This window comes from Paenibacillus sp. A3M_27_13, from assembly GCF_024213315.1.
GTDB classification, from domain to species: domain Bacteria; phylum Bacillota; class Bacilli; order Paenibacillales; family Paenibacillaceae; genus Paenibacillus; species Paenibacillus polymyxa_B.
Genome location: NZ_JANAVE010000003.1, coordinates 193396 through 217012 on the forward strand (window position 1 = coordinate 193396; position 23617 = coordinate 217012).

General features: G+C 47.8%; 20 protein-coding genes and 2 riboswitches. Of the genes, 14 read left to right on the forward strand and 6 right to left on the reverse strand.

What is annotated here, in order from left to right; all coding sequences use genetic code 11:
• Position 1: 1 nt before the first annotated feature.
• Positions 2 to 1057 carry an AEC family transporter gene (locus NLX82_RS13855; RefSeq protein WP_023990996.1) on the reverse strand — a complete coding sequence of 352 codons (1056 nt, stop codon included), beginning with the start codon at positions 1055 to 1057 and terminating at the stop codon, positions 2 to 4.
• A gap of 334 nt (positions 1058 to 1391) precedes the next feature.
• On the opposite strand from NLX82_RS13855, the gene mmuM reads away from it, so the two are divergent.
• Positions 1392 to 2339 carry a homocysteine S-methyltransferase gene (mmuM, locus tag NLX82_RS13860; RefSeq protein ID WP_028540887.1) on the forward strand — a complete coding sequence of 316 codons (948 nt, stop codon included), beginning with the start codon at positions 1392 to 1394 and terminating at the stop codon, positions 2337 to 2339.
• A 148-nt stretch (positions 2340 to 2487) separates the two neighbouring features.
• Here mmuM and NLX82_RS13865 read toward each other — a convergent pair whose 3' ends face one another.
• The 5 genes from NLX82_RS13865 to rhaB form a co-directional block, all read right to left on the reverse strand.
• Positions 2488 to 4758 carry a GDYXXLXY domain-containing protein gene (locus tag NLX82_RS13865; protein WP_181016526.1) on the reverse strand — a complete coding sequence of 757 codons (2271 nt, stop codon included), beginning with the start codon at positions 4756 to 4758 and terminating at the stop codon, positions 2488 to 2490.
• Between the two features lie 138 nt (positions 4759 to 4896).
• Complete coding sequence (locus NLX82_RS13870; RefSeq protein ID WP_023990993.1) at positions 4897 to 5787, reverse strand: helix-turn-helix domain-containing protein; 891 nt, start codon at positions 5785 to 5787, stop codon at positions 4897 to 4899.
• Between the two features lie 198 nt (positions 5788 to 5985).
• A complete protein-coding gene (rhaD, locus tag NLX82_RS13875; protein WP_023990992.1) occupies positions 5986 to 6831 on the reverse strand; it encodes a rhamnulose-1-phosphate aldolase in 846 nt (281 codons plus the stop codon).
• Between the two features lie 52 nt (positions 6832 to 6883).
• A complete protein-coding gene (gene rhaA, locus NLX82_RS13880; protein WP_023990991.1) occupies positions 6884 to 8140 on the reverse strand; it encodes an L-rhamnose isomerase in 1257 nt (418 codons plus the stop codon).
• Between the two features lie 12 nt (positions 8141 to 8152).
• On the reverse strand, positions 8153 to 9634 hold the full coding sequence (gene rhaB / locus NLX82_RS13885) for a rhamnulokinase (RefSeq protein WP_028540884.1): 1482 nt from the start codon (positions 9632 to 9634) through the stop codon (positions 8153 to 8155).
• A 351-nt stretch (positions 9635 to 9985) separates the two neighbouring features.
• Positions 9986 to 10089: riboswitch (purine riboswitch) on the forward strand.
• A gap of 159 nt (positions 10090 to 10248) precedes the next feature.
• Between rhaB and NLX82_RS13890 the strand changes: the two genes are divergently transcribed.
• The 13 genes from NLX82_RS13890 to nikE all read left to right on the forward strand — a co-directional run bounded on the left by NLX82_RS13890 (position 10249) and on the right by nikE (position 23604).
• Positions 10249 to 10866, forward strand: coding sequence for a xanthine phosphoribosyltransferase (locus NLX82_RS13890; protein WP_023990989.1), 618 nt, complete (start codon positions 10249 to 10251; stop codon positions 10864 to 10866).
• Positions 10860 to 12167, forward strand: a complete 1308-nt coding sequence (locus NLX82_RS13895; protein WP_028540883.1) for a nucleobase:cation symporter-2 family protein — start codon at positions 10860 to 10862, stop codon at positions 12165 to 12167. The genes NLX82_RS13890 and NLX82_RS13895 overlap by 7 nt, the downstream gene beginning before the upstream one ends.
• 688 nt (positions 12168 to 12855) lie before the next feature.
• Positions 12856 to 13059: riboswitch (cobalamin riboswitch) on the forward strand.
• On the forward strand, positions 13017 to 13160 hold the full coding sequence (locus NLX82_RS13900) for a hypothetical protein (RefSeq protein ID WP_023990987.1): 144 nt from the start codon (positions 13017 to 13019) through the stop codon (positions 13158 to 13160). It overlaps the preceding riboswitch by 43 nt.
• Positions 13161 to 13276: 116 nt before the next feature.
• A complete protein-coding gene (locus NLX82_RS13905; RefSeq protein WP_076156651.1) occupies positions 13277 to 14857 on the forward strand; it encodes an ABC transporter substrate-binding protein in 1581 nt (526 codons plus the stop codon).
• Positions 14858 to 14872: 15 nt separating this feature from the next.
• A complete protein-coding gene (gene nikB, locus NLX82_RS13910) occupies positions 14873 to 15802 on the forward strand; it encodes a nickel ABC transporter permease (RefSeq protein WP_023990985.1) in 930 nt (309 codons plus the stop codon).
• A gap of 14 nt (positions 15803 to 15816) precedes the next feature.
• Positions 15817 to 16632 (forward strand): nickel transporter permease, encoded by an 816-nt coding sequence (nikC, locus tag NLX82_RS13915; RefSeq protein ID WP_053326421.1) that lies wholly within the window; start codon positions 15817 to 15819, stop codon positions 16630 to 16632.
• The gene (locus tag NLX82_RS13920) at positions 16632 to 17549 is read left to right on the forward strand and encodes an ATP-binding cassette domain-containing protein (RefSeq protein ID WP_068939158.1); all 918 of its coding nucleotides are present in this window, start codon (positions 16632 to 16634) and stop codon (positions 17547 to 17549) included. Before nikC (NLX82_RS13915) ends, NLX82_RS13920 begins: the two co-directional genes overlap by 1 nt.
• On the forward strand, positions 17546 to 18322 hold the full coding sequence (locus NLX82_RS13925; RefSeq protein WP_068939156.1) for an ABC transporter ATP-binding protein: 777 nt from the start codon (positions 17546 to 17548) through the stop codon (positions 18320 to 18322). Before NLX82_RS13920 ends, NLX82_RS13925 begins: the two co-directional genes overlap by 4 nt.
• A 142-nt stretch (positions 18323 to 18464) precedes the next feature.
• Positions 18465 to 20090: a nickel ABC transporter substrate-binding protein gene (gene nikA / locus NLX82_RS13930; RefSeq protein ID WP_068939154.1), complete on the forward strand. Its 1626-nt coding sequence runs from the start codon at positions 18465 to 18467 to the stop codon at positions 20088 to 20090.
• Positions 20091 to 20136: 46 nt separating this feature from the next.
• Complete coding sequence (nikB, locus tag NLX82_RS13935) at positions 20137 to 21081, forward strand: nickel ABC transporter permease subunit NikB (protein ID WP_076156646.1); 945 nt, start codon at positions 20137 to 20139, stop codon at positions 21079 to 21081.
• Positions 21081 to 21911, forward strand: coding sequence for a nickel ABC transporter permease subunit NikC (gene nikC / locus NLX82_RS13940; protein WP_080682961.1), 831 nt, complete (start codon positions 21081 to 21083; stop codon positions 21909 to 21911). The genes nikB (NLX82_RS13935) and nikC (NLX82_RS13940) overlap by 1 nt, the downstream gene beginning before the upstream one ends.
• A gap of 20 nt (positions 21912 to 21931) precedes the next feature.
• Entirely contained in the window at positions 21932 to 22756 is an 825-nt protein-coding gene (locus NLX82_RS13945; protein ID WP_053326416.1) for an ABC transporter ATP-binding protein, read from the forward strand.
• Positions 22757 to 22794: 38 nt separating this feature from the next.
• Entirely contained in the window at positions 22795 to 23604 is an 810-nt protein-coding gene (gene nikE / locus NLX82_RS13950) for a nickel import ATP-binding protein NikE (RefSeq protein WP_028540875.1), read from the forward strand.
• Positions 23605 to 23617: the final 13 nt, after the last annotated feature.

Below are 23617 nucleotides of genomic sequence, written 5' to 3' on the forward strand. Positions count from 1 at the left end.
TTTAGAAAATTCCAATTTTATCAATGACATTGAGCGTAATGATCCACACTGGAATCATGACGACAGAAGTGATAGTAGATAGAAGCGATGCATTAGAAGTTAATATGGCTTCCTTATCAAAACTGATGGCATAGGCTGCGGCTACGGTAGCTGTAGGAGTAGCCATCATGATGACAATAGTAGCTAAAGCGACAGAATCGACTGACAGAATATGGGATACAGTCAACAAAGCCAGCAAGACGATGTTAACAATAGGAACAAGCCAAACCTTAACTATGCTGTAATACCAAGAGGTCTTATCAGTAGCTGCCGACTTGAAGCTGATCTCCCCCAATGTCGAGCCAATCGATAACCAGGCTAATGGAGAAGCTAGTCCAGCTAGGTAGGTCATGGGCTTGAACAGCCAGACAGCGGTTTGATCAATTCTTAGAAAGGCGAACTGCTGAATGGCCCCATCCTCTGTAGCTACACTCATTTGTGGCAAATAACCTTGAAACAACCAAACAAACAAGCCTAGAAACGTGGCGATAACGATGGGATTCAAAAACATGGTTTTGAGATTTTTAAGCTCCATTTTCAAGCCGCTCATTTTGATATAGCCATAGGAGTATAAGAAAATGCGGTACCCTATGTTAAAAATGGAACTGTACATCACTCCGGTAGGACCGTAAATGGCTCCGACAATTGGAATTCCGAAGAAAGTAGTAGAACCGAAAATGGTTAACACCCGCAAAACATCCTGTTTATCCTTGTTGTAGCTCAGGAAGAACGGTTTAGAAATAAAGATGAGAATAATATAAATTAGAATTCCCCATATTAAAACATTCATTCCTTGTTTTAACATTGTAGGATTAATATCCTGCATGAAAGAATTAAAGGCTAGTGCTGGTAGAGCCACGGTTAGAACAACCTTGGATAACATCTTTCCTACTGCTGCGTTAAAAATCCCCTTCTTCCGGCAAAAGAAACCAAGAAGGATAATAAAAACGGTGGAAGCGATAGAACTGAGAATTTTGTTATCTGTTAAGGTCGCTGTAATCATTTCTAGTAAAGACATAGATAAAACCCTCTCTTGTACCTTTTTTCACATAAATGACGATGCAGAATGTGACGATGCAATTCCCTGATCTTTTGGCCAAAGTGTTGGTTTGCACTTTTATAGTAAAATGACTTTGTGAAAAAAAGAACAATATCTAATTAATTTAACTTATGAAACTAATTTAAAAAATTTATACGTTACATCAGATGGTAAATGAAACGAGAGGGCACGTCTTCACGGAATGATTATTTATTGGCTTTGTGAGTGCTCATCAACATCCGTGCTATAATGTAAATCATTAAACCCTACTTGATTAGTGGGTTAAATAGAAAAGACGAGCAGGAGGGGTCACATGAACCCGATACAATATATACTGGACGAATTTCAGCTGATCGTGCTGGACGGCGCCATGGCGACTGAACTGGAGCGTCATGGACATGATCTGAACGATAGCTTATGGTCAGCTAAAATCCTCCATGAGCATCCGGAGTCGATCAAGCGTGTACATAGAGATTATTTTGAGGCTGGGGCAGACTGTGCGATTACTGCGAGCTATCAGGCTACCGTTGAAGGCTATGTTAAACGGGGCCTAAGTGAAAATGAGGCGCTGGAACTGATTCAATCATCGGTGCGGATTGCTGTGCAGGCACGCGATGAGTTTTGGGCTGACGTGACGGCTACTGCTAGTCAGCGGCATCGTCCCAAGCCGCTAGTCGCGGCCTCTGTTGGCCCTTACGGGGCGTTTTTGGCAGATGGGTCAGAGTATCGCGGCGATTACAAGCTGAGCGAGGAACAGCTAGTGGAGTTCCACAGGCCGCGTATGAAAGCTCTGATTGAGGCGGGTGCAGATATTTTAGCTTGTGAAACGATACCCTGTCTGGTTGAAGCCAAGGCCATCGCCCGATTGCTGAAGGAATTCCCAGGCACGTATGCCTGGATCAGCTTTAGCGCAAAGGATGGGCAGCATATCAGCAACGGTGAGTCTGCCGCTGCATGTGCTGAGTGGCTGAATGGGCATGAGCAAGTGGCCGCTGTAGGAATCAATTGCACTTTGCCGAATTTCGTTCCATCGCTTATTCACGAAATACGCAGTCACACGGATAAGCCTGTGGTGGTATATCCCAATCTGGGGGAGGAATATGACCCGGTCAGCAAGACATGGCACGGCAGCACTTGTACAGAGACATTTGGACAAAGTGCCCGCCAATGGTATGAAGCGGGAGCTCGTCTGATTGGCGGCTGTTGCCGGACTCAGCCGCTGGATATTGAGGAAATAGCATCATGGACGAGAGATGTATAAACGAGGATAAGCGTAGCGTAGGGATAAAAGTTATCTATAAGAGGTAACTCGATGGCCCGAAAAAGAACAAGCAGGCTGAACCAAGTTGTGCTCCAGCAATGGAGCAGCTTGGTTCAGCCTGCTTTGTTAACTACCTGCGCCGATCCGGTCAGCTTTCTGCCAAACGTTCCAGCAGCGCGTCCCCATTGCGGCTCACCCGAATATGGGCAAAATGTGCGTTCTGTTCTACAGTACGTCCGGTTCCCTCAGGGATGAAATAATTCTCAATACCGTACAGAATACGAGAACCATACCATTGTCCATTTAGAACGACCTCATGACTGGTAAGTTTTTCACCATCTTGATATAGGCGATCCGCGACGTATACTCCTTGGCTATCTGGTGTGAGAACGACTTTGACCTTGCCTCGGCTCCATTCCTCCTCCTGAAGAGGGGGCTTGGAAGGCGGGGTAGATATGTCGTAATTCAGTGCCACATAATCGCCTTGCAGCAGGGAGCGCGGGTCTATAGGAGCCAGTTTGAGCTTAATGGAAGCCCCTGTGGCGAGCAGGGTTTCACTTCTCGCCGTCTGATAGCCGATGATCCCCAGCTGTAGCACGATGACAATAGCGATGAGTAACGGGCTTAAGCGCATGAAGCTAAAGCTGCGGTGGTCGGCATCAAATGCTGCTTTGCCGCTATGGGCCATTCGCCGATCCGCCCACCAGGTCAAGCCGAGTGCAATGACCCCCAGAAGCGCCAACGTAAAAGACTTATACAGTAGCGTCCACAATAAATCATAGTATTTGAAGCCGATAAAAATAAACCAGAATACAACGCTCATGAGGGTCTCCGATTTTTGTTTCAGACGGGCAAAGGCAAAGATCATCCCGGTAACGATAACAAAATAAAAAATGTTAATGAACATATAAGAGTGTGGAATGACATCCTCGAAAAACGTCGCCCAAAACAGGAACAACAAGCTGAAAAATAATGAGCTATTCCGCAGATGTTCTTTTAACTCCGTCTTGAATATAAAGTAACTTACCCCATATAACACGGCATTGACGATGAAAAGAGAGAAGATGATGAACTTATAGGTCCAGTTCCAACCATCCCACTCCTGATACTGCTGAAATAAAATGGTCGCCAGATTCAGGTTTACAAAGGTGTAGGCAAAAAACAACTGCCTTTTCCCCTTGGAGCGGAACCATCCAGCGATGGAAACGATCAGAAATAATACCGAAAGCAGCGACTGATCTGACCATAGAATGGCCGCCAAGCCTGTTATATAGCTGATGGTCAGCAGTGTATAACGTATTACCGAATCCAGCTTCGATTCCGGTATGACAATCATCAAAATCATAAGCAGCAACGACACAACCAACAGTACATATTCGGTGTGGTTTACATTCGTGCTAATCATAATCAATCCGATGAGAGAGATACTACCGATCAGCACTCCAACCACTTTGATTACACGGGATACGGTTTTGCTGATCCATTCACTGCCATGTTCCTCGGGAACGGTCGTCTCAGTCTTTGATGTACTAATGTCCGTTATCCCTGCTTCCGGCGGTGTTTTTCCCAAACGATTCAAATAACGGAAAAACCACACGTTACCCGTCAGCAGCAGCGCCACAAAAATCAAACCAAACACAAAAAACAGAGATGAGGAGTACGCCTCTGCCAGCTCTATAAATTTAAAGACAGCAAACGCTGAGAGCGCCAATGCATTCAAGGTCAGTAGCGTTTTATTCAGTCGCACCTTGATAAATATATAAAATCCTAAAGCAATCACAGCGATATACGGTATATTCATGACCAGCCCATACCCATCAAATGCAAAAGAGTTGGTCATCGCTAACATGGCTATATGAAAAACAGTAAAGCTCATATATTGTAGTGGAGCAGAGCGTATACGATGAAGGAACGCCAATAGAAACAACACCAGATTGACCAGTGCGAACACTCCGGCAATCGACAATGATCGAAGTTCGCTATAAGGCACACTTTGCATCGTAGGGTAAAAATAAAGCCACAAACCAAGTTGAATCAGTACATAAGACAGCATATAAAAGGGATTGTAGCGAGTAATCCAGCTAAGTAGCAGAGCCGGCACCGACCAAATGAAAAACAATCCGTAGCTGTCCGCATGGGAATTGTAAATTTGACCGAGCAATGCCACGGAAACGCCAAAGGCTATACAGCCAGCCACCAAAAACATATTAGACAGAAAAGCTTGTTGGCCGGGAACAGCACGTATCCGTGCAAATACAAAAGACAAGCCATAGAACAGAACAATAAGCGCAGCAGCAAGTACAATCTTGGATGTCCGATCCAGTCCGCCCCAATTGGAGGCGAAAAAATAAATAATTGCGGCCAGTATCAGTGAGATGCCCAGCAGATAGCCCGTACGTATCGCATTGAATCGCAGCATGGATTTCACGTACCTTTCCTGTTGGTTTGAAGCCTATTATAGCGTTGAAAGGGCTCAGAACCAAGTGGAAATTAGGATCAGGTCATAAAAAGAGAGCCACCGTATACGGCGGCTCTCTTTAACATTACTGGATTCCGACTAAGCGTTGACGGTACGAATCTCTTGCCGGGACTGATGTCGGAAGCGATACTCACGCGGTGGAATCCCTGCTGTTTTCTTAAATGCCTTGGAAAAGGTGGACATATCGGTATAGCCGATGGACTGGGCTATGATCGACAAATTGTAAGTTGTCTGCTCCAGTAATCTTTTGGCTTCGTTAATCTTGAGGTTTTGCAAATACTTGGCGGGAGAGATGAGGAAGGTGGAATGGAACTTACGTGAAAAATGCGCACGATCCACACCTACATGCTCGGCAATTTGCTCAATCGTAACACGGTCACAATAATGCATTTCAATGTAATCTTTCCCCTGCTGGAGCCAATAATCAGAGCATACAAAGTTGCGCAGTACGTCAGATGTGTTGCGGGATAACTCCTCGAAGATCTGATGCAGTGTAATCAAGCGGGCCAGATCGCTACCCTGTCTGTTGTCGTTTACGATGGAAAACAGGTTGGAGATAAGCTCAAGGATTTCCTCGCTCACTGCGTTAGCCATAAATGGCGTAGAGGGATTAATTCCGATCCGCTCCAGTAGCGCGAGGGATTTAGGTCCCTCAAAGGCAATCCATACCTTTTGCAACGGGTGCTCCTGATCGGTGTAATATTCATGGGCAAGATGCGGAAAAAAACAGAATAAATCAGACTTTTGGACACGGTACTTCTGCTGCTTATAAATAAACTCAGCCTGACCTTCAAGTACAAAAATCAAATAAAAATAAGGAACAGCCTTGGGACCGACATGGCAGCTTGTTTTCGAAATATCCATACCCAGTCTGACTGGCCAAATGGCGCTGGATTTTTCCAGTTCGGTAGCTGTGAAATAATGGTCTTCCACGATGTCGAAGTGATCTTCATTTTTTGTTCTTTTCATAACTTGTCACCTCTCCTTTGGTGGAGATAAGGGAATTTTGATTTTATTGTATATAAAGGGAAGCGTAATTACAAGTTAATTCATTGGAATTAAGGGTTATATAATTAAAACTAGGTATGCCAAAGGCTCCATGGTCGATTTGAGACGAGCCATGGAGCCTTTTAAGTTCTGTATTATGAGATGAAGATTAGCCTACATTTATACGTTCAGGATGCCTTCTTTTGGAGTAACGTTGAAGGCTTTGGCCAGATCGGCCAATTCCTGATCTGTAATCCGTTGCTGAATATCATGGTGTGCAATGAGCATATAAATTTGCGCTGCCTTTTCAATCGTTTCAATCAGGCCAAACGCTTCATCAATGGAGCTGCCCGTTCCGAAAATGCCATGATGAGGCCATAATACAGCGTGATGATCCTTCATTTTTTTAGCCGTTTCGCGGCCGATTTCGCTGGAGCCCGGTACCATCCAAGGGATTACACCGATACCGTCTGGAAAGACGACAATACATTCGGTACACATTTCCCACAGCGTTTTGGTGAATTGGTTTTCGTCCAGACTATGAATGAAGGTCATGGCAATAACATGGGTGGCATGATTATGAATCACAACACGATGGTTAGGATCGACCTTCAAGCGCTCAATGTGGCCCATAAAATGGGATGGTAACTCACTGGTAGGCACCGCCCCGTGTTTGAGGCCCCACAAGACTTCCAATTGCTCGCCATCCTGCGAGACACGAAGAACTCCTAAATTGGCTTCCGGATCGGCAATTACGTTTTTGAAATATTTTCCTGATCCGGTGACGATAAAATATTTACCAGCCAGTTCATTCACCGGAAAAGCAGGTTTAATCGTCCGAATGACCTGATGAATATCTATATATTTTGCAACCTCAGCTTCATCCAGAATATAGCTTACATTACCTCCATTGCGTTCATCCCAGCCGAATTTCCACATGTTTTGTGTAATTTCCGCCATCTCGCGAACAAATGGGATATCCAGTCCCGATTTGCGTTCTTTTTGATTCTCCAGCACAGTAGTCATGGATAATCTCTCCCTTTGTATGATATGAATATAAGCATTATCAGTGCAGTAGTTACCGTTTCAGCAGTACCTGTTGTTCATAGTTTTTTACTTCGGCCAACCATTCCTCACGAACAGGAACGCCGTTTTGAGCGCAATAGTAATCCCATATGGCACCAAACGGATACGATTTAAACTCTTCGACCAGAGCAAGACGAGTGGTGAAATCCTGTTCCTCTTCCGCCTGCTTTAATGCTTCAATCGGTTCGAGCATAGCGCGAAGTAGCGCTTTGATCGTGTTGCGTGTTCCGATGACCCATGCTGCTACATGATTGATACTTCCATCAAAGAAATCAAGACCGATATGGGTTCGGGAAAGCAATTCACCGCGAACCAGCTCACGGGCAATGTCCAGCAATTCGTCGTCCATCGTCACGACATGATCACTGTCCCAACGAACCGGTCTGCTGACATGGAGCAATAATTGATCGGTGAACATCAGCACAGAGGACAGTTTGTTCGAAATGACTTCGGTTGGATGGAAGTGACCAGCGTCGAGACAGATGGATTTACCGCGTGTCAGGGCGTATCCCATATAGAATTCATGTGAGCCTACGACATAGCTTTCCGAGCCGATGCCAAACAGCTTGCTTTCAACCGCATCGATGTTGTATTCCTCGCTGATTTCCTCGCTAAAAATTTCGTCCAGCGCATCACGCAGACGTTCTCTTGGAGCCAACCGATCAACCGGAGTATCTTTATAGCCATCCGGCATCCAGTGGTTTGTGACACAGGGCTGACCGAGTTCTTTGCCAAAATGCTCTGCAATCCTGCGTGATTTTTTGCAGTGTGTGATCCAGAAATCGCGGATTTCCGAATCCTTGTGACTCAGTGTGAAGCCGTCTTCCGCTTTGGGATGGGAGAACAAAGTTGGATTAAAATCAAGCCCGAGCCCTTGCTGTTTGGCCCAGTCTACCCAGTTCTGAAAATGGCGTGGCTCCAGTTGATCCAGATCCACTTGTTCTGTGGTGTCCGCATAGATTGCGTGCAGATTGACCTTGTGTTTACCCGGAATAAGCGATAGAGCTTTTTCTAAATCCTGACGCAACTCATGCGGCGTGCCTGCTCTGCCCGGGTAGCTGCCCGTTACGGCAATCCCCCCGCTAAGCTGTTTGTCTTTGAACAGAAATCCCTGAACATCATCTCCCTGCCAGCAGTGCAGTGATATTTTGATTTGTGAAAGCTTCCGTAAAATGTCGTCAACTTGAATACCGTGGCGGGCATACAGCTTTTTCGCTTCGTTATAACTGGCTTCAATAGCTTCATTCATGGCTTTACTCCTTTATTGAGATATCTGAATAGAGGATGTTGCTTGTATCTTGAGGCGCTCCCAGCGATCCAGGAGTTCTTGCAAGCCTTCCACCGATTTCGGTTCATATAGCCGAGTCGGAAAGGAGCGGGCGATGGTACGGCCAGCAGCTTTGAGATCCTCAAGAACACCAGAGCTGATTAATTGCACGACAATATTGCCGATGGCTGTAGATTCGGAAGGACCTGCCTGAACCTCAATTCCCAAGAGATCGGCTGTAAGCTGACATAGTAATTCGTTGTTAGCGCCTCCGCCGACAATGTACAATCTGGTAATCGTTTCGTCTGTTAAACGTTGCAGTTCGTGTAAGGCATCGCGGTAGCTTAAGGCCAGACTGTCGAAAATACAGCGGGCGAGCGAACCCGGCGTTCTGGGGCTGGGCTGGCCTGTTTCTTCACAGAATCGCTGGATTTCAAGGGTCATACTATCCGGGTTTAAGAAGGATGACTGGTTACAGAGGACGAGACTGACAAACGGTGTCTCTGCTGAAGCCAGTTCGGCCAATTCAGCAAAGCTATGTGCGGAACCGCCCTCCCTCCTAACCTCCTGAATCATCCACAATCCCATAATATTTTTCAGAAAACGGTACGTACCGTAAGCACCCCACTCATTCGTGTAGTTCGCCTGCATGGCTGCCTTGGTATTCAAGGCTTTGGAACGTTCCATTCCCAGTAGTGACCACGTTCCGCTGCTAATATAGGCCCAAGATTCTTCCCGCTGTGACGGAACACCTGCAACAGCCGATGCAGTATCGTGAGTAGGCGCAAGAATGATCTGACAGTCCGGAAGATCGTATTTTTGAACAAGCTCCGGCAAAAGAGAACCCAGAACCCGTCCAGGCTCGGCAAGCTCTGAAAACTGATTGCGTCGCAGTTGGAGCAGGGACAGCAGGTCTTCATCAAACTCTCGTGTGTTCACGTTGAGAAGCTGCATCGTGGACGCATTCGTCATTTCATTGATCATGATGCCTGTCAGGCGATAGTACAGATAATCGGGGACCATCAATATTTTATCCGCCTGGGCAAGCTGTTCCCGATCATGGACAAACAGTTGATACAGGGTATTAAAGTTTAGTTCCTGAATGCCTGTTTTCTCATACACAGCCTCTCGACTGATGATCTGGTGCAGCCTGTCGGGCGCATGGAGGGTACGTGCATCCCGGTAAGCGTATACCTCATGAATGCGGTTTCCTTTCTGATCAAGCAGCACGTAATCTACAGCCCATGTATCAATGCCGAGCGTACAGGAGTGAATCCCCGTCTGTTTAGCTTTTTGCAAGCCCTGAATAATCTCATTCAATAGTTCGTCGATATTCCAGTAATCGTGTCCGTTTTTTTCGGTAAAGGAGTTGTTGAAACGGTGAAGCTCTTGCAAGTGTAGCTGGTCACCTTGCAGAGTTGCACTTACGAGCCTTCCGCTTGAAGCTCCAATATCAACAGCAAGATAATTATTCATACCCAATCTCCTTGCATGGATAAAATACTGGCAGCCTGAAAGTCTGCCTTTTGCTTTCTTAACTAACTCCATACTACTTCCGTTTTTCTTTGTAGTCAACATAAACGGAAGTATAATTTGTGGTTTTATTTTTGTTTTCTAAAATTATAATTAAAATTAAATGTTGTTTTGCATGTATTTTTGTTTTTTATCTGTTTTCTACAATCAGGATTATGCAAAGTCCTTACAATATATATACCTTGAACAAAGGTCGGCTTGATTTACGATATTCCAATTGTGGAAGGTTCTCCAAATGCCGCTGTCTGTATGAAAAATAGTCTTGAAACCGCCCGCCAGAGGGTGTAGTATACAAGATATCAATTTCATATGACTCGTATAATATTGGGGATATGGCCCAGAAGTTTCTACCGGATGACCACTGTAATCGTCCGACTATGAGTGATAGCGCATCGGCTTTGGATGAATGCGGGCATTTATTTGTGCGCCAATCCGTCAGGGATTACAACCCCCAAGGACAGGCTTCACTTGAGAAACAACTCAAGGGAGCCTGTCCTTTTTTTGGTTTTGGCAGGTTTTATACTATTTTAAAGTACAGAAGGAGCGATACTCGCATAATGAAAGCTTTGGAGGAACGTATTCGTCAAGAGGGACAAATTTTATCTGACACCGTATTAAAGGTAGATTCATTTTTGAATCATCAGGTAGATACAGCATTAGCATTGGAGATTGGTAAGGAGTTTGCACGCCTTTTCGGCAGTGCTCCGATCACCAAGGTGCTTACAATTGAAGCTAGTGGTATTCAATTTGCTATGGCTACTGCTATTGCCTTGGGGGTCCCGTTCATTTATGCGAAGAAAAAGAAAGCAATCACGCTGAATGAGCAGGTATACTTCGCCGAGGTTCATTCATTCACTCGGCAGGAAACCTATCAGGTGAGTATTTCCCAAAAATATCTCGATGCCAGCGACCATGTGCTAATCGTAGATGATTTTTTGGCTACTGGCGCAGCATTGGTTGGACTTACGGATATTGTGAAGGAAGCAGGAGCGGAGCTGGCCGGGGTTGGCTGTGTGATTGAGAAGAGCTTCCAGGAAGGTCGTGGACTGTTGGAGCAGAGAGGCATTGCTGTGCGCTCTCTTGCGCGTATCGCTTCCATGGCACCAGGCGAGGTTCATTTTATAGAGGAAGCTGGCGTGGTGATTCCTCCCGTTAAGGAGAATGTGGGATGTTAAGTAAACAAAAGTTATTCGCGCTGGGCTTCCAGCATGTCATGGCGATGTACGCTGGAGCAATTGCTGTACCTCTAATTGTAGGGGGAGCATTGCACCTGACGCCAGCCCAGATGGCTTATTTGGTGGCTGCCGATCTGTTCACTTGCGGGATTGCTACGTTATTACAGATTATGGGCACACGCTTTTTCGGTAGTAGACTGCCTGTCATTTTAGGCTGTACGTTTACGGCAGTAGGGCCCATCATCGCGATTGCTTCGACCTCAAATTTAGCGACAGCGTATGGTGCCATTATTTTGTCTGGTATATTTGTGGTGTTAGCAGCACCGTTGTATGGCAAGCTGCTACGCTTTTTCCCGACGGTGGTTACAGGTTCGGTCGTTACGATTATCGGTCTATCCCTTATTCCGGTGGCGATGAACAATGTAGCAGGGGGTCAGGGCAGTTCGGACTTTGGACAGCCACGTAATTTACTGTTGGCCTTAGTCACACTACTGGTTATTCTGCTTGTGAATCGGTTGGCAAAAGGCTTTTTGCGCTCGATTTCCGTGCTTATTGGGTTGTTCGCGGGCACAGTGGTTGCTTATGGAATGGGAATGGTGCATTTTGCTCCCGTGGCGGAGGCTTCATGGGTGAGTGTTGCACAGCCGTTTTATTTTGGTAAGCCTGAGTTTAGCATTATGGCAGTTTGTACGATGATTATCGTCAATATTGTCAGTATGGTTGAGTCTACAGGCGTTTATTTGGCAGTAGGCAAAGCAATTGATCAGAAGGTGGAGCAGAAGCAGATCGTCAATGGTCTGCGTTCCGAGGGACTTGCGATCATGCTTGGGGGTATTTTTAACGCGTTTCCTTATACAGCTTTCTCGCAAAATGTGGGTCTGATCTCACTCACACGCGTCAAATCGCGGAACGTTATTTTTGCTGCGGGCGGTATCATGGTTGTTCTCGGTTTGCTGCCTAAGCTGGCTGCTTTAACGACAGTGATTCCTAACGCTGTGCTGGGCGGGGCGATGATCGTCATGTTCGGCTCGGTCGCTGCATCAGGCATGTCTATTCTGTCAGAAGTGGATCTGCGGAAGGAAAGCAATCTGCTGATCGCAGCATGCAGTATTGCCGTGGGCCTAGGCTCTGCCGTTCTGCCACAAATGTTCGACCAGCTGCCGAGCTTTGCCAAAATGCTGTTGCAAAATGGTATCGTTTCAGGCTCGATTACAGCGATTGTCTTGAACATCGTTTTGACGAGAAAACAAGGGGACTCGGTCAAAAGCGTGACGGTTCAGGAGGTTCCACAGAAGGTTTGATGATTAGGGATAAATAAACCCTTGCCGTCTGGGGACATATAGATATTGACCCTGTCCGACTGTGCAGTGGCGCTAAAGTTAGCTCTTAAGTTGATTTATTTACTAGAGGAATTTGCTAGAGTAGTGGGCGAGGCAGTGGTATAATTTACCTTATGGATTTTGAATAGTGGTGGATGTTTTCGGACCACGGTGCAGCTTCCCGAAAGGGGGTGAAGCCGATGGTCAACCTTGTGTCGTGCTACGATGTGTTGCGTTGGATGGTTACGTTACTAAGCCTGGTGTTTAGTATTCGTAAACTTTATCGCTGGCTACGTCGAAAATTTCGGAACAAGCGAAAACCCACCGCGTAATTAGGTTGGCCCCTAACGGTGGGTTTCGTTTGCATTAACATTTAGTTATGCAGCGCGCCGTGGTGGTGATCCACAGCCTTTCAAGTCCTAGAGTCTTTGCCGTTGGCGCGGCGAAGACTCTTTTTAGTATACGGACACGATGATTATCTCTATACCTAATTTTAGCACGTTCATTTCGTGCACGCAATGAATAGACATCACCTTCAATCTCGCTGTATCGTTCAAATTTAAAATATTGTGCAGCATTTATTGACAAGCCTGTGACAACAAAATAAGATCGTAATGGAAAGAAATAAAGGAAGAAAACAGGTGTGAGCCGGACGACTCTATGTACGGGGTTTTGTTGAGACCATGTGGATAGTTGTTGAGCGTGTTCACTTAAAAGGGAAGTTCGGTTGATTCCGACACGGGCCCGCCACTGTATACAGGCATCAGCAGGATACTGCTGGAGCTTTCAGAACAGCCACTGGAACTGTGAAGAACCGGGAAGGCCTGAAAGATGCGCCTGGAGTCAGGAGACCTGCCTGTTTTGACATCACTGTCAGACCCACGGGATGCTGGGGAGGTGGTTAGGCGTGCTGCATACGGAATGTCTGAAACCGATCTGATCCCTTCTATGTTTTTGGAGTTGGCTTCGAGGTGAGTTTTGACATTTTATAATGAAAGCATTTCTGACTGCTGATCAAGTGGTCCGGAATGCTTTTTTCGCGTTTTGCGTTAGGTTTATATGATTTTACAAGATAGAGGGGGATTCTTTGAATGATTAGCAATCGTAGTAGGCGTTCATGGTTGATATGTACAGGGGTGATGCTGTTGCTGGCAGTTATGGCTCTTTCGGGATGTGCCAGCAATAAGACGTCGGATAGCTCCGGCAAAGGTGAAAACGCGTCAGCACAACAAACAGCGACAGATAAAAAGCTGGTAATGGCGTATACATGGAAACCGTCAGGCGTTGACCCGCACGGAGATAATAGCTGGGATGTGATGCGATCCGGTGCAGGTGAGACACTGGTACGTTTGAATGAAAAGCTGGAGCCTGTGGCTTGGCTGGCAAAGGAGTGGAAGCAGGATAGTCCTACAGTTTGGACGTTCAGCTTGCAGGATAAAGTCACTTTTCATGATGGAAAGAGTATGGATGCAGCAGGTGTAAAAGCGTCTTTGCTGCGCTCTATCGAGAAAAGCCATCTGGCTAAGGATTTACTGAATGTGAAGTCCATTGATGTAAGCGGCCCGCTGGCTTTGAAAATCACGACAAACCAGCCGAACGCGGCGCTGGTGTCCAATCTAGCTGATCCATCGACAATTGTACTGGATGTGGCATCGATGAAAGATGAGCAGAGTTACCCAGCGATGACAGGCGCCTTTAAAATCAAAGCGTTCAACAAGGACCAATCGTTGGTCGTAGAGCGTTATGACGGATATTGGGGCGAGAAGGCACGACTGGCTGAAGCGACGATGAAGTTCATTACGGACGGGAATTCGCGTCTGATGGCGCTGCAATCCGGCGAGGTGGACGTAGCGACGGATATTCCGGTTGATAACGCAGAGGTACTGAAAAAGAACGACAAGCTACAAGTGCTGTCGGCTCCCTCCTTGCGCACCCATATGATCGTGTACAATATGGAATCGCCAGTATTCAAGGATGCGGCGAACCGTAAGGTGGTGGACAGCCTGATTCCGCGCACATCGATTGTGAGCGCCGTCATGAGGGGCTTCGGTACGGAAGCAAGCAGTCCGTTCCCGAGCATTCTTCCCTTCGGTAAAGTTGAGCGTAAAGCGCTGAACGGAACGGCAGAGCAGCTGTTGACGAAGGATGGCTGGCAGAAAGACGCCCAAGGGACATGGACTAAGCAAGGCAAGCCGTTCGAGGTTACACTGCTGACTTTCCCTCAGCGTCCAGAGCTCTCCGTTATGGCTGAGGTCATCCAAAGCCAATTGCTGAAAGAGGGAATCCAGGTCAAGATTCGCAAGGTGGAAAATATCGACGAGGCGTTGACCAAAAACGATTGGGATTTTGCAATGTACAGCATGCTTACTGCTCATACAGGAGAGCCGCAATATTTTATGGACATGTTTTATTCTTCGAAAAGCGAAGCCAATGTAAGCCGGTATAGTTCCAAACCGCTAGAGAGTATTCTTAACAGCTTGAAGCTGGCGAAGGATACAGCGCAGCGTAATGCTGTGACACTACAAGCGCTGGATATCATCAATGCGGATTTGCCACAGTCGTTCATTGTGCATCCTGATAATGTGTTTGGTGTGAAAAAAGGGGTGGAGGGTTTTACACCCCATCCGATCGAGTATTACTACATTACAGCGCAATCTGATATTACGGAATAACGAGCTGCGTATCCTATGATTCGTTTTATACTGGAACGTGTGGCGCAGCTGCTCATCATTGTATTCGTTGTATCCACGCTGACTTTTGTACTGATGCGGCTCGCTCCTGGTGACCCTGCTACTATTTTGCTCACCGCGCATAATGTCCCTGCCTCTGAGGAGGCGTTGACGACGCTACGGCAGGAACTGGGCTTAAACGAGCCGCTTCATATTCAATATGTGAACTGGCTGCGAGATGTGTTCACGGGGCATTGGGGCACCTCGTATGTATCCAAGGAATCCGTGCTAGCCGAACTATGGAACAGACTGCCTGCTACTGTGGAGCTAGCTGCTGCGGGCTTTGCCGTCATGACGGTGCTTACGCTGGGGCTGGGACTGGCTGCCTCGCTAAAAATCAGCGGCCCACTGGATCGTCTGGGCAGGCTGTTTGCCCTGCTGGGATCGTCGATTCCCTCTTTTTGGCTTGGGTTTCTGTTGATCTATCTATTCTCCGTTCGCCTGGGCTGGCTCCCATCCATGGGAAGGGAGGACTGGACACATCTAGTGCTCCCAGCGCTGACTCTTGGTGCAGGTTTGGGAGCGGTACAAGCACGTGTACTGCGTGCTCAAATGCTGGAGCTGGGTGACCGGAATTTTGTGAAAGCAGCGAAGGCCCGAGGCTTTTCCCGTATGCATATCCTGTTTTTTGAGATATTTAAGCATGCGGTTCTGCCTATGATTACACTGCTAGGTACCAATCTATCATTTATGCTGGCAGGTAATGTCATCGTCGAGACCATTTTTTCATGGCCGGGGTTAGGTAAGTATTTTATAGATGCGATTACCCAGCGAGATTATCCGGTGATTCAGGGGTATGTTATTTTTGCCGTATTTTTAATTGTAGGTGTTCAGTGTTTGGTGGATTTGGTCCAGACGGCGATAGATCCGAGGCTACGTTTGCGTTAAGGGGGAAGCTGAAAATGAAAAAGATACGGCTTTCCTTTCAAGGGAGCTTGCTGGCAGGAGGCGTACTTTTTGGTCTGATCGTGCTGCTTGGGTTATTGGCTCCATGGGTCGCTCCTCATGATCCTCTTCAAGTGGATCTTTTGAACCGTCTGGCACCACCCAGTCGGAAATATCCTTTCGGTACGGATCATCTGGGTCGGGATGTGCTGTCACGGCTAATTTATGGGATACGGACGAGCGTGCTAATCGCATGTGCAATTACTGTAGCTACGCTGTGCTTTAGTCTGCCTATAGGGTTGCTCATTGGTTATGTGCGTGGACGTGTAGATCAGCTGATCATGCGGGGAATCGATGGCGTATTGGCTTTTCCTGATATTATTTTAACGGTGGCAATTGTGGGCATTTTGGGCCCGGGTTTTGTTAACATGACCCTTGCGATTATTGCGGTACGGTGGGCGGGCTATGTCCGGTATATCCGTAGTCTGGTTCAAAAAGCCTGTCAGGAGGACTACGTTCGGTATGCCCGTTTATCCGGCAATTCACACGTGCGTATACTGAGACGTTATGTATTGCCACAAGCGTTGCCGCAGTTGTTGGTTTATGCGGTATGGGATATCGGACGCGTGGTGCTGATGATCGCTGGGCTGTCCTTTCTTGGACTGGGTGTACAGCCGCCCAAGCCAGAGTGGGGCGTGATGCTGCATGATGCAACCTCATATTTTCAGGTGGCTCCGCATGTCATGATTTTCCCGGGCTTGGCGATTATGCTATTCGTACTTGCCTGCCAGCTTTTGGGCGACCGCTTTTCGGAAAAGGGGGCGGCCAAATAGTGGGAGATCAAATAGCCCTTGGGGGCAAGGATACGATAGAACAAGTGGCAGGGCGAAAACCGTTGTTACACGTGGAACATTTGGAAATCTGCCGCACAGGCGTAGGAGCAAGCGGAAGTGGGAGCAAACCACTGCTGCGGGATGTGAGCTTTTCCATATATTCAGGGGAGATTGTGGCCCTGACCGGACCGAGCGGATGCGGCAAGAGTCTGACCGCACACGCAATCGCAGGCATGCTGGAGCCAGGTATCGGTGTTACGCAAGGGCGTATCTACTATAACGGGGAAGACACTCTCCCGTTCCAGGAACGGCGCTGGCAAAGGCTGCGCCGAGAGGATATTGCCCTGCTCATTCAACAATCGCTGAGCGGGTTGAATCCGATCCGGACTGTCCGCGCCCAGCTGATGGATACGCTTAGACTGCACGGGCGGCGTCGGATGCCGCACGACCAGATGGAGCCGGGGCAAGCTGGTGCTGCCCCATCCCACACTGCACCGCAGCAAGTCCACCCGCTGGGCGTGCTGCCACGGATGCGGCAGATGCTGATCCGTGCCATGGAGATAGCCAGAGGAGGCGCTACTCCAGTGCGGGAGGCCTATTTGCGCTCTCTGCTCCGCAAGGTTGGGTTTGCAGATCCTGAGCATATTTTGTCGTCATATCCTTTTGAACTAAGCGGAGGCATGTGTCAAAGGGTGCTGCTGGCTGCAATGTTAAGCTCAGGTCCGAGCCTCTTTATTGCCGATGAGCCTACTACGGCGTTGGATGTTATCAACCGCGACAAGGTTTTGGCATTGCTGCAACAATTGAGAGAAGACTTTGATCTCACCATATTGTTGATTTCACATGATCGCCAAGGTATGAGCCGCATAGCAGATCGAGTGTTGGAGATGAGCCCGGAAGGAAGGATGCACCAGTGATGCTGGAATTGAAGAATGTGACCAAAGCATACCCTGTCCGCAAACGGAGAAAAGGCTGGTTCAGCACGCAAGATAGCGAGCAGGCCGTGAAGAAGGTGAGTCTGGAGTTACGGCAGGGGGAGTGTCTTGGATTGGTTGGAGAAAGTGGAAGTGGCAAAAGTACGCTGGCACAATGTATTCTAGGGCTGGAGTCGTTGACCTCAGGGGAGATTTGGCTGGATCATCAGCCTATACATTTCGAAAAGATGAAGGACGTTCAGTTGTACAAGCGAATCCAGTTGGTTGCACAGGATTCGTCCTCCTCATTGCATCCTCGTATGACCATTCGAGATATTTTAATGGAGCCGATCCACAACTATTTTCCTGAGCTAAAAGTGCAGGCGCTGGATATTTGTCTGTCTCTATTGGAATCAGTAGGATTGGAGGCTGACAGTCTGGAAAAATACCCAGCACAGCTGAGTGGCGGGCAAAAACAGCGGGTATGTATTGCCCGAGCGTTGGCGGTGGAGCCGGATATTATCTTGTTCGATGAATCGATCGCCAATCTGGATACGACAACGCAGTCTTCTGTACTGGACATGCTCAAAAGAATGCAGATGGAGCGTCAGTTGTCCTACCTATTCATCACTCATGATCTCCAATCTACTCGTCAGTTTTGTGATCGAGTTGCCGTCATGGTTCAGGGGGAGATCGTGGAAATCTTTAAGGAATGGGATGAAGACTTGTTACAGCACGAGTACACGCGTACTCTGTTTCAAACGTTGGAGAATTAAGCCATAAATTTAATATTATACAAATTTAAAATAAATAAGAGGATTGCTTGTCGAATATTGTTGACAAAATAGAACGTGGTACCTATTCTAAATATGATTATGATAATCATTATCACATATATAGAAAAGGGGAAATACATTGATGTCCGTTCGACACCGCAAGACTGCCACCCTTATGTTGGTGGCGCTCCTCTTATTATCCGTTGTTTTGGGCTGCGCGAAGCAGGAAAACACCCCTGCATCCACCTCTACTGACGGAGCTGCCAATGAAAAGTCGATCACGCTATCGTGGCCGCGTGACATTGGTACGATGAATCCTCACGTATACAATCCTTCCCAACTTTTTGCACAATCCATGGTCTATGAGCCGTTAGTCAGCTACAAGCAAGGAGGCAAGCTGGAGCCTGCTTTGGCTGAATCCTGGACTATTTCCAAGGACGGCAAAATATATACGTTTAAGCTGCGCAAAGGTGTGAAATTTTCGGATGGAACGCTATTTAATGCGACCATTGTCAAAAAGAACTTTGACGCTATTATGAAAAATGAGAAAACGCACAGCTGGCTTGGTATAGTAGGCGTTCTCGACAAAACTGAAGCTGTAGATGACAGCACCTTCCGAATGACGCTCAAAGAGCCATACTACCCAGTGCTTCAGGATTTGTCTGTCGTTCGCCCGTTCCGTTTTCTGGGTGAAGCGGGGTTCCCGGATGATGGAGATACGTCCAAAGGAATCAAGAAACCTGTAGGTACAGGACCTTGGATGCTGGATGAATACAAGCAAGATGAATATGCAACCTTTAAGCGTAATCCGAACTATTGGGGTACTGCACCGAAGGTGGATAAAATTACGGTAAAAATCATTCCCGATGGCGAAACCCGTGTAATGGCCTTTGAAAAAGGCGACCTGGATCTGATTTATGGAGAGGGTGTCATTAGTCTGGATGCTTTCAAACAGCTTCGCGACACGAATCAGTATGTTACCACGCTGTCCGAGCCTGTAGGTACAAGAAGCCTGTTACTCAACTCATCCAATCCCAAGCTGGCAGACCTTCGGGTACGTCTGGCACTCCAGCATGGCTTTAACAAGCAGGCAATGGTGGAAGGTGTAACCTCGGGGCTGGAGGAAACAGCGGATACGGTTTTATCCAAAAACTATCCGTATACGAATGTAAACTTACAGCCTGTTGGCTATGATGTGGAAAAATCCAAATCGTTGCTGGATGAGGCTGGCTGGAAGCTGCCCGCAGGCGGTACAGTACGGGAAAAAGACGGACAACAGCTGGATTTTGAGCTGATTTTTGATAAGACTGATCCGATCCAAAAGGCGATGGCTGAAACCATTCAGGCTGAATGGGGAGAATTGGGTGTCAAAGTGAACCTGACCGGACTGGAGCTGACGGTTCAAATTAAGCGCCTTAGATCCAACCAGTTTGATCTGTACTTCTGGTACAACTATGGTGCGCCTTATGATCCGCACTCCTTTATTAATGTCATTGCCAAGAAGAGCTTCGGAATTTCCGAGGTGCTGAGTGCCCTTCCGATGAAGAAAGACCTGGATCAGCAAGTACACGAAGCGCTCTCATCGACAGATGAAACCAAGCGTCAAGAGCTGTATGCTTCGATTCTGAAGACGCTTCAGGAGCAATCTGCCATTGTGCCTATTTCTTATATTAAGAAAACGGCAGTGTACCAGAAAAAGATTACAAACTTTGTATTCCCGGCTAATCGGGATGAAAATCCGTTTGAGGGAATTGAAATCGGAAAGTAGCTGAAGCCGATAGGTAACGGTAGTTTACAGGATAGGAGGACAACTCATGATCAGCTATATCGGGAAGCGAATGGTAGCGGTCATTCCTATTGTTCTCTTTGCCACCCTCGTTACCTTTGCACTGATTCATATTTCACCAGTTGATCCGGCCGAGGCCTATTTGACGGCTGCTCATATTTATCCTACTCCAGAGATTCTGGAGCAGAAAAGACATGAGTTCGGGCTGGATCAGCCTTTGCTGACGCAGTATATGCATACACTTCAAAGAATCAGTCAATTGGACTTTGGTACTTCGTATCTGACCAACAAGCCGGTGTGGGATGAGGTCAAGGTTCGGCTGCCCGCCACTTTTGAATTGGCTGTGAGCAGTATGGTGCTATCTATTGTGGTGAGTATTCCACTGGGCGTGCTGGCGGCGATGCGTAAAAATGGATGGATCGACATGCTTAGTCGAGGAATTTCATATTTTGGCGCATCTATACCCCAGTTCTGGCTGGGATATTTGTTAATCTTCTTTTTCTCTGTCCGATTGGATTGGCTCCCTGTAGAGGGGCGAGGAACGTGGCAGCATCTGGTGTTGCCCACGGTGACCCTGTCGCTGGTTCTGATTGCTTTATATACGCGCCTGCTGCGTTCCAGTGTGTTGGAGCAGCTTCAGGAAACGTATGTGCAGTATGCCAGAACTAGAGGGATTCGTGAGCGGGTAATCATGCTCAAGCATGTACTGAAAATTGCCATTGCTCCACTGATTACAAGTCTGGGTATGAATCTGGGCAAGCTTCTGACCGGAACAATTATTGTGGAGCAGGTGTTTTCATGGCCCGGGTTTGGCCGTTATTTTGTGGAAGCGATTTTTAACCGGGATATTCCCGTCATACAATGCTATGTGTTTTTGGCGGCATGCCTGTTCATCGTATGCAATTTGCTCGTTGATCTGGTGCATTTGTATATGGACCCCCGAATTTCATCGAAGGGACGAGCAGAGCAGTGATGATAAGGTTGCGTACAATGTTCAAAGGTCAAAAGGTAATCGTGGTCTGCTCTGTCGTACTGGCTGCTCTTTTTATCATTATGGCGCTAGCTCCTTGGCTGGCTCCCCATGATCCGGTTAAAGTCAATTTACTGCACAAGCTGGAGGGACCTTCGAAAGAATACTGGCTGGGGACCGATCATTTGGGTCGGTGCAATTTATCCCGGTTGCTGTATGGAGCGCGGATTTCCCTCGGTTTTGCGACATTAATTTTCCTGTCCTCGCTTAGCATCGGCGTTGTGGTCGGGTCGCTAGCAGGTTATGTGGGCGGCTGGGTCGATAGTGTGTTGATGCGGTTTTGCGAAGGTATTATGGCGTTTCCGAATTTGGTGCTTGTGCTGGGCATTGTCGGTATTTTTGGGCCGGGCCTCATGCAGGTGCTGCTTGCCTTAATGATGGTGCAGTGGGTGTATTATGCCAGAATGTGCCGCAATATGGTCGTCAGTCTGAAAGAACGGAATTTTATAGCTGCTGCAAGGATTAGCGGGTCCTCCTCAGGGGCCATTATCCGGCGGCATATTATTCCGAATGTGCTGCGGCCGATTGTGGTCATTGGTACGCTGGAAATGGGCTGGGCGATCATGGATATTTCCGCGTTGTCGTTCCTTGGTCTAGGCATTCAGCCGCCGACTCCCGAATGGGGAGCGATGATTCATGAGGGAACGGGATACATACGCAGTCATCCGGAATTAATGATCTATCCGGGGGTTATGATTCTGGTGGTGGTGATGGCCTTCAATATATTGGGGGAGGCGCTGTCCGACCGATACGGAATTGCCAAACGTCAGTAAAACGGGAGTGAGTTACAACGATGGACGACAGGGAGAAGGTGCTGGAGGTCAGCGGCTTACAGGTGAAGCTCAAAACCGATGCCGGGGCGGTATCTCTGCTGGAGCCAACTCATTTTGAGCTGAAAAAGGGACAGGTACTGGGTCTTGTCGGCGAGAGTGGAAGCGGCAAAACAGTGACTTGTAAAGCGTTGCTCCAACTGCTGGATCGCCAGACGATGGACGTGGAAGGTAGTGTCCGTCTGAACGGGCGTGAGCTGAACGGAATGGTGGCCGAGGAGATGCGCCGTATTCGGGGCAAGGAAATCGCGTTTATTATGCAAAATCCGATGAGCGCTTTTACGCCAGTGTATACGATCGGAGCTCAGTTTATGGAAACGGTCCGCACGCACACCGGATTAACCAAACGACAGGCCCATGAACTTGCCATAACGGCTCTGGAAAATATGAATCTGCCCGATCCAGCCAAGCTGATGAAGCGGTATTCGTTTCAGTTGAGCGGCGGGATGCTGCAACGAGTCATGATCGCCATTTCCATGTGCCTGCGGCCAGCAGTGGTTATTGCCGATGAACCAACGACGGCGCTCGATGTGGTCAATCAGCTACAGGTGCTAAGAGAGCTGGATCGCTTGCGTACGGAATACAATACGTCCATTTTGCTGATCTCGCATGATCTGGGCGTCATTTCCCAATTGGCGGATGAAGTGGCTGTCATGCAGCAGGGTCGTATTGTTGAGCAGGCTGAGGTCCATCAGTTATTCGATCACCCGCAGGATGAATATACGAAAATGCTGCTGCATGTCAGACCCAAGTTGTCCATTCGGGGCATAAATCAGGTAGGTGGTTAGTCGCCTGTTCGACGGTTACACTTTCAAAAGGGGAGCGAATGCGCATGCTACAAGTGAAGAAAGTAACTCATAGCTATGGAAGGCGCAAATGGCTGGGCCGCTCTGAACCACGTCCTCCTGTGTTGGCTAACGTTTCGCTTACTATAGAAAGTGGGTTTTGCCTAGGCTTACTTGGTACCAGCGGAGCCGGTAAAAGCACGCTGGGCAAGGTTATTCTGGGGCTGGAGAAGCCGCAGGAGGGTCAGGTGCTGTTCCAGGGACAGGACATTTATAATGCGAGCCCCCAAGTCCGCAGGGGACTGCGACGGGATATGCAGGTCGTATTTCAGGACTGCTACTCTGCTGTAAATCCCCGAATGACCGCCGGGCAGATTATTGGTGAGCCATTGGACAATTACGAACGGTTATCGGTGCAGGAACAAAAAAGAACGGTCGAAAGCCTGCTGGAACGGGTCGGCCTCAAGCCGGAAGATCGGATTAAATATCCGCATCAATTCAGCGGCGGACAATTACAGCGGATCAACATTGCACGGGCGATTGCGCTCAAACCAAAGCTGATCGTGCTGGATGAGTCCGTCAGCAGCCTCGATATGGTTCACCAGATGCATATTTTATCCCTGCTGGGAGAACTGAAGTCTTCGTTTGGATTGTCATATCTGTTCATCACGCATGATATTCGGGCGGCATATGCCGTCTGTGATGGCATTGCTGTGATGGAGCAGGGAAGATTGATTGAGCGCTGTGATGAGAAGGATCAGATTTTTGAATCTGCTCATCCGGCTGTACGACGGTTGATCTCGTCCATTTTGCCGGAACATCCAGCAGAGCGTTTTCCGCTTCATGGATAACAGTGGACCCGCA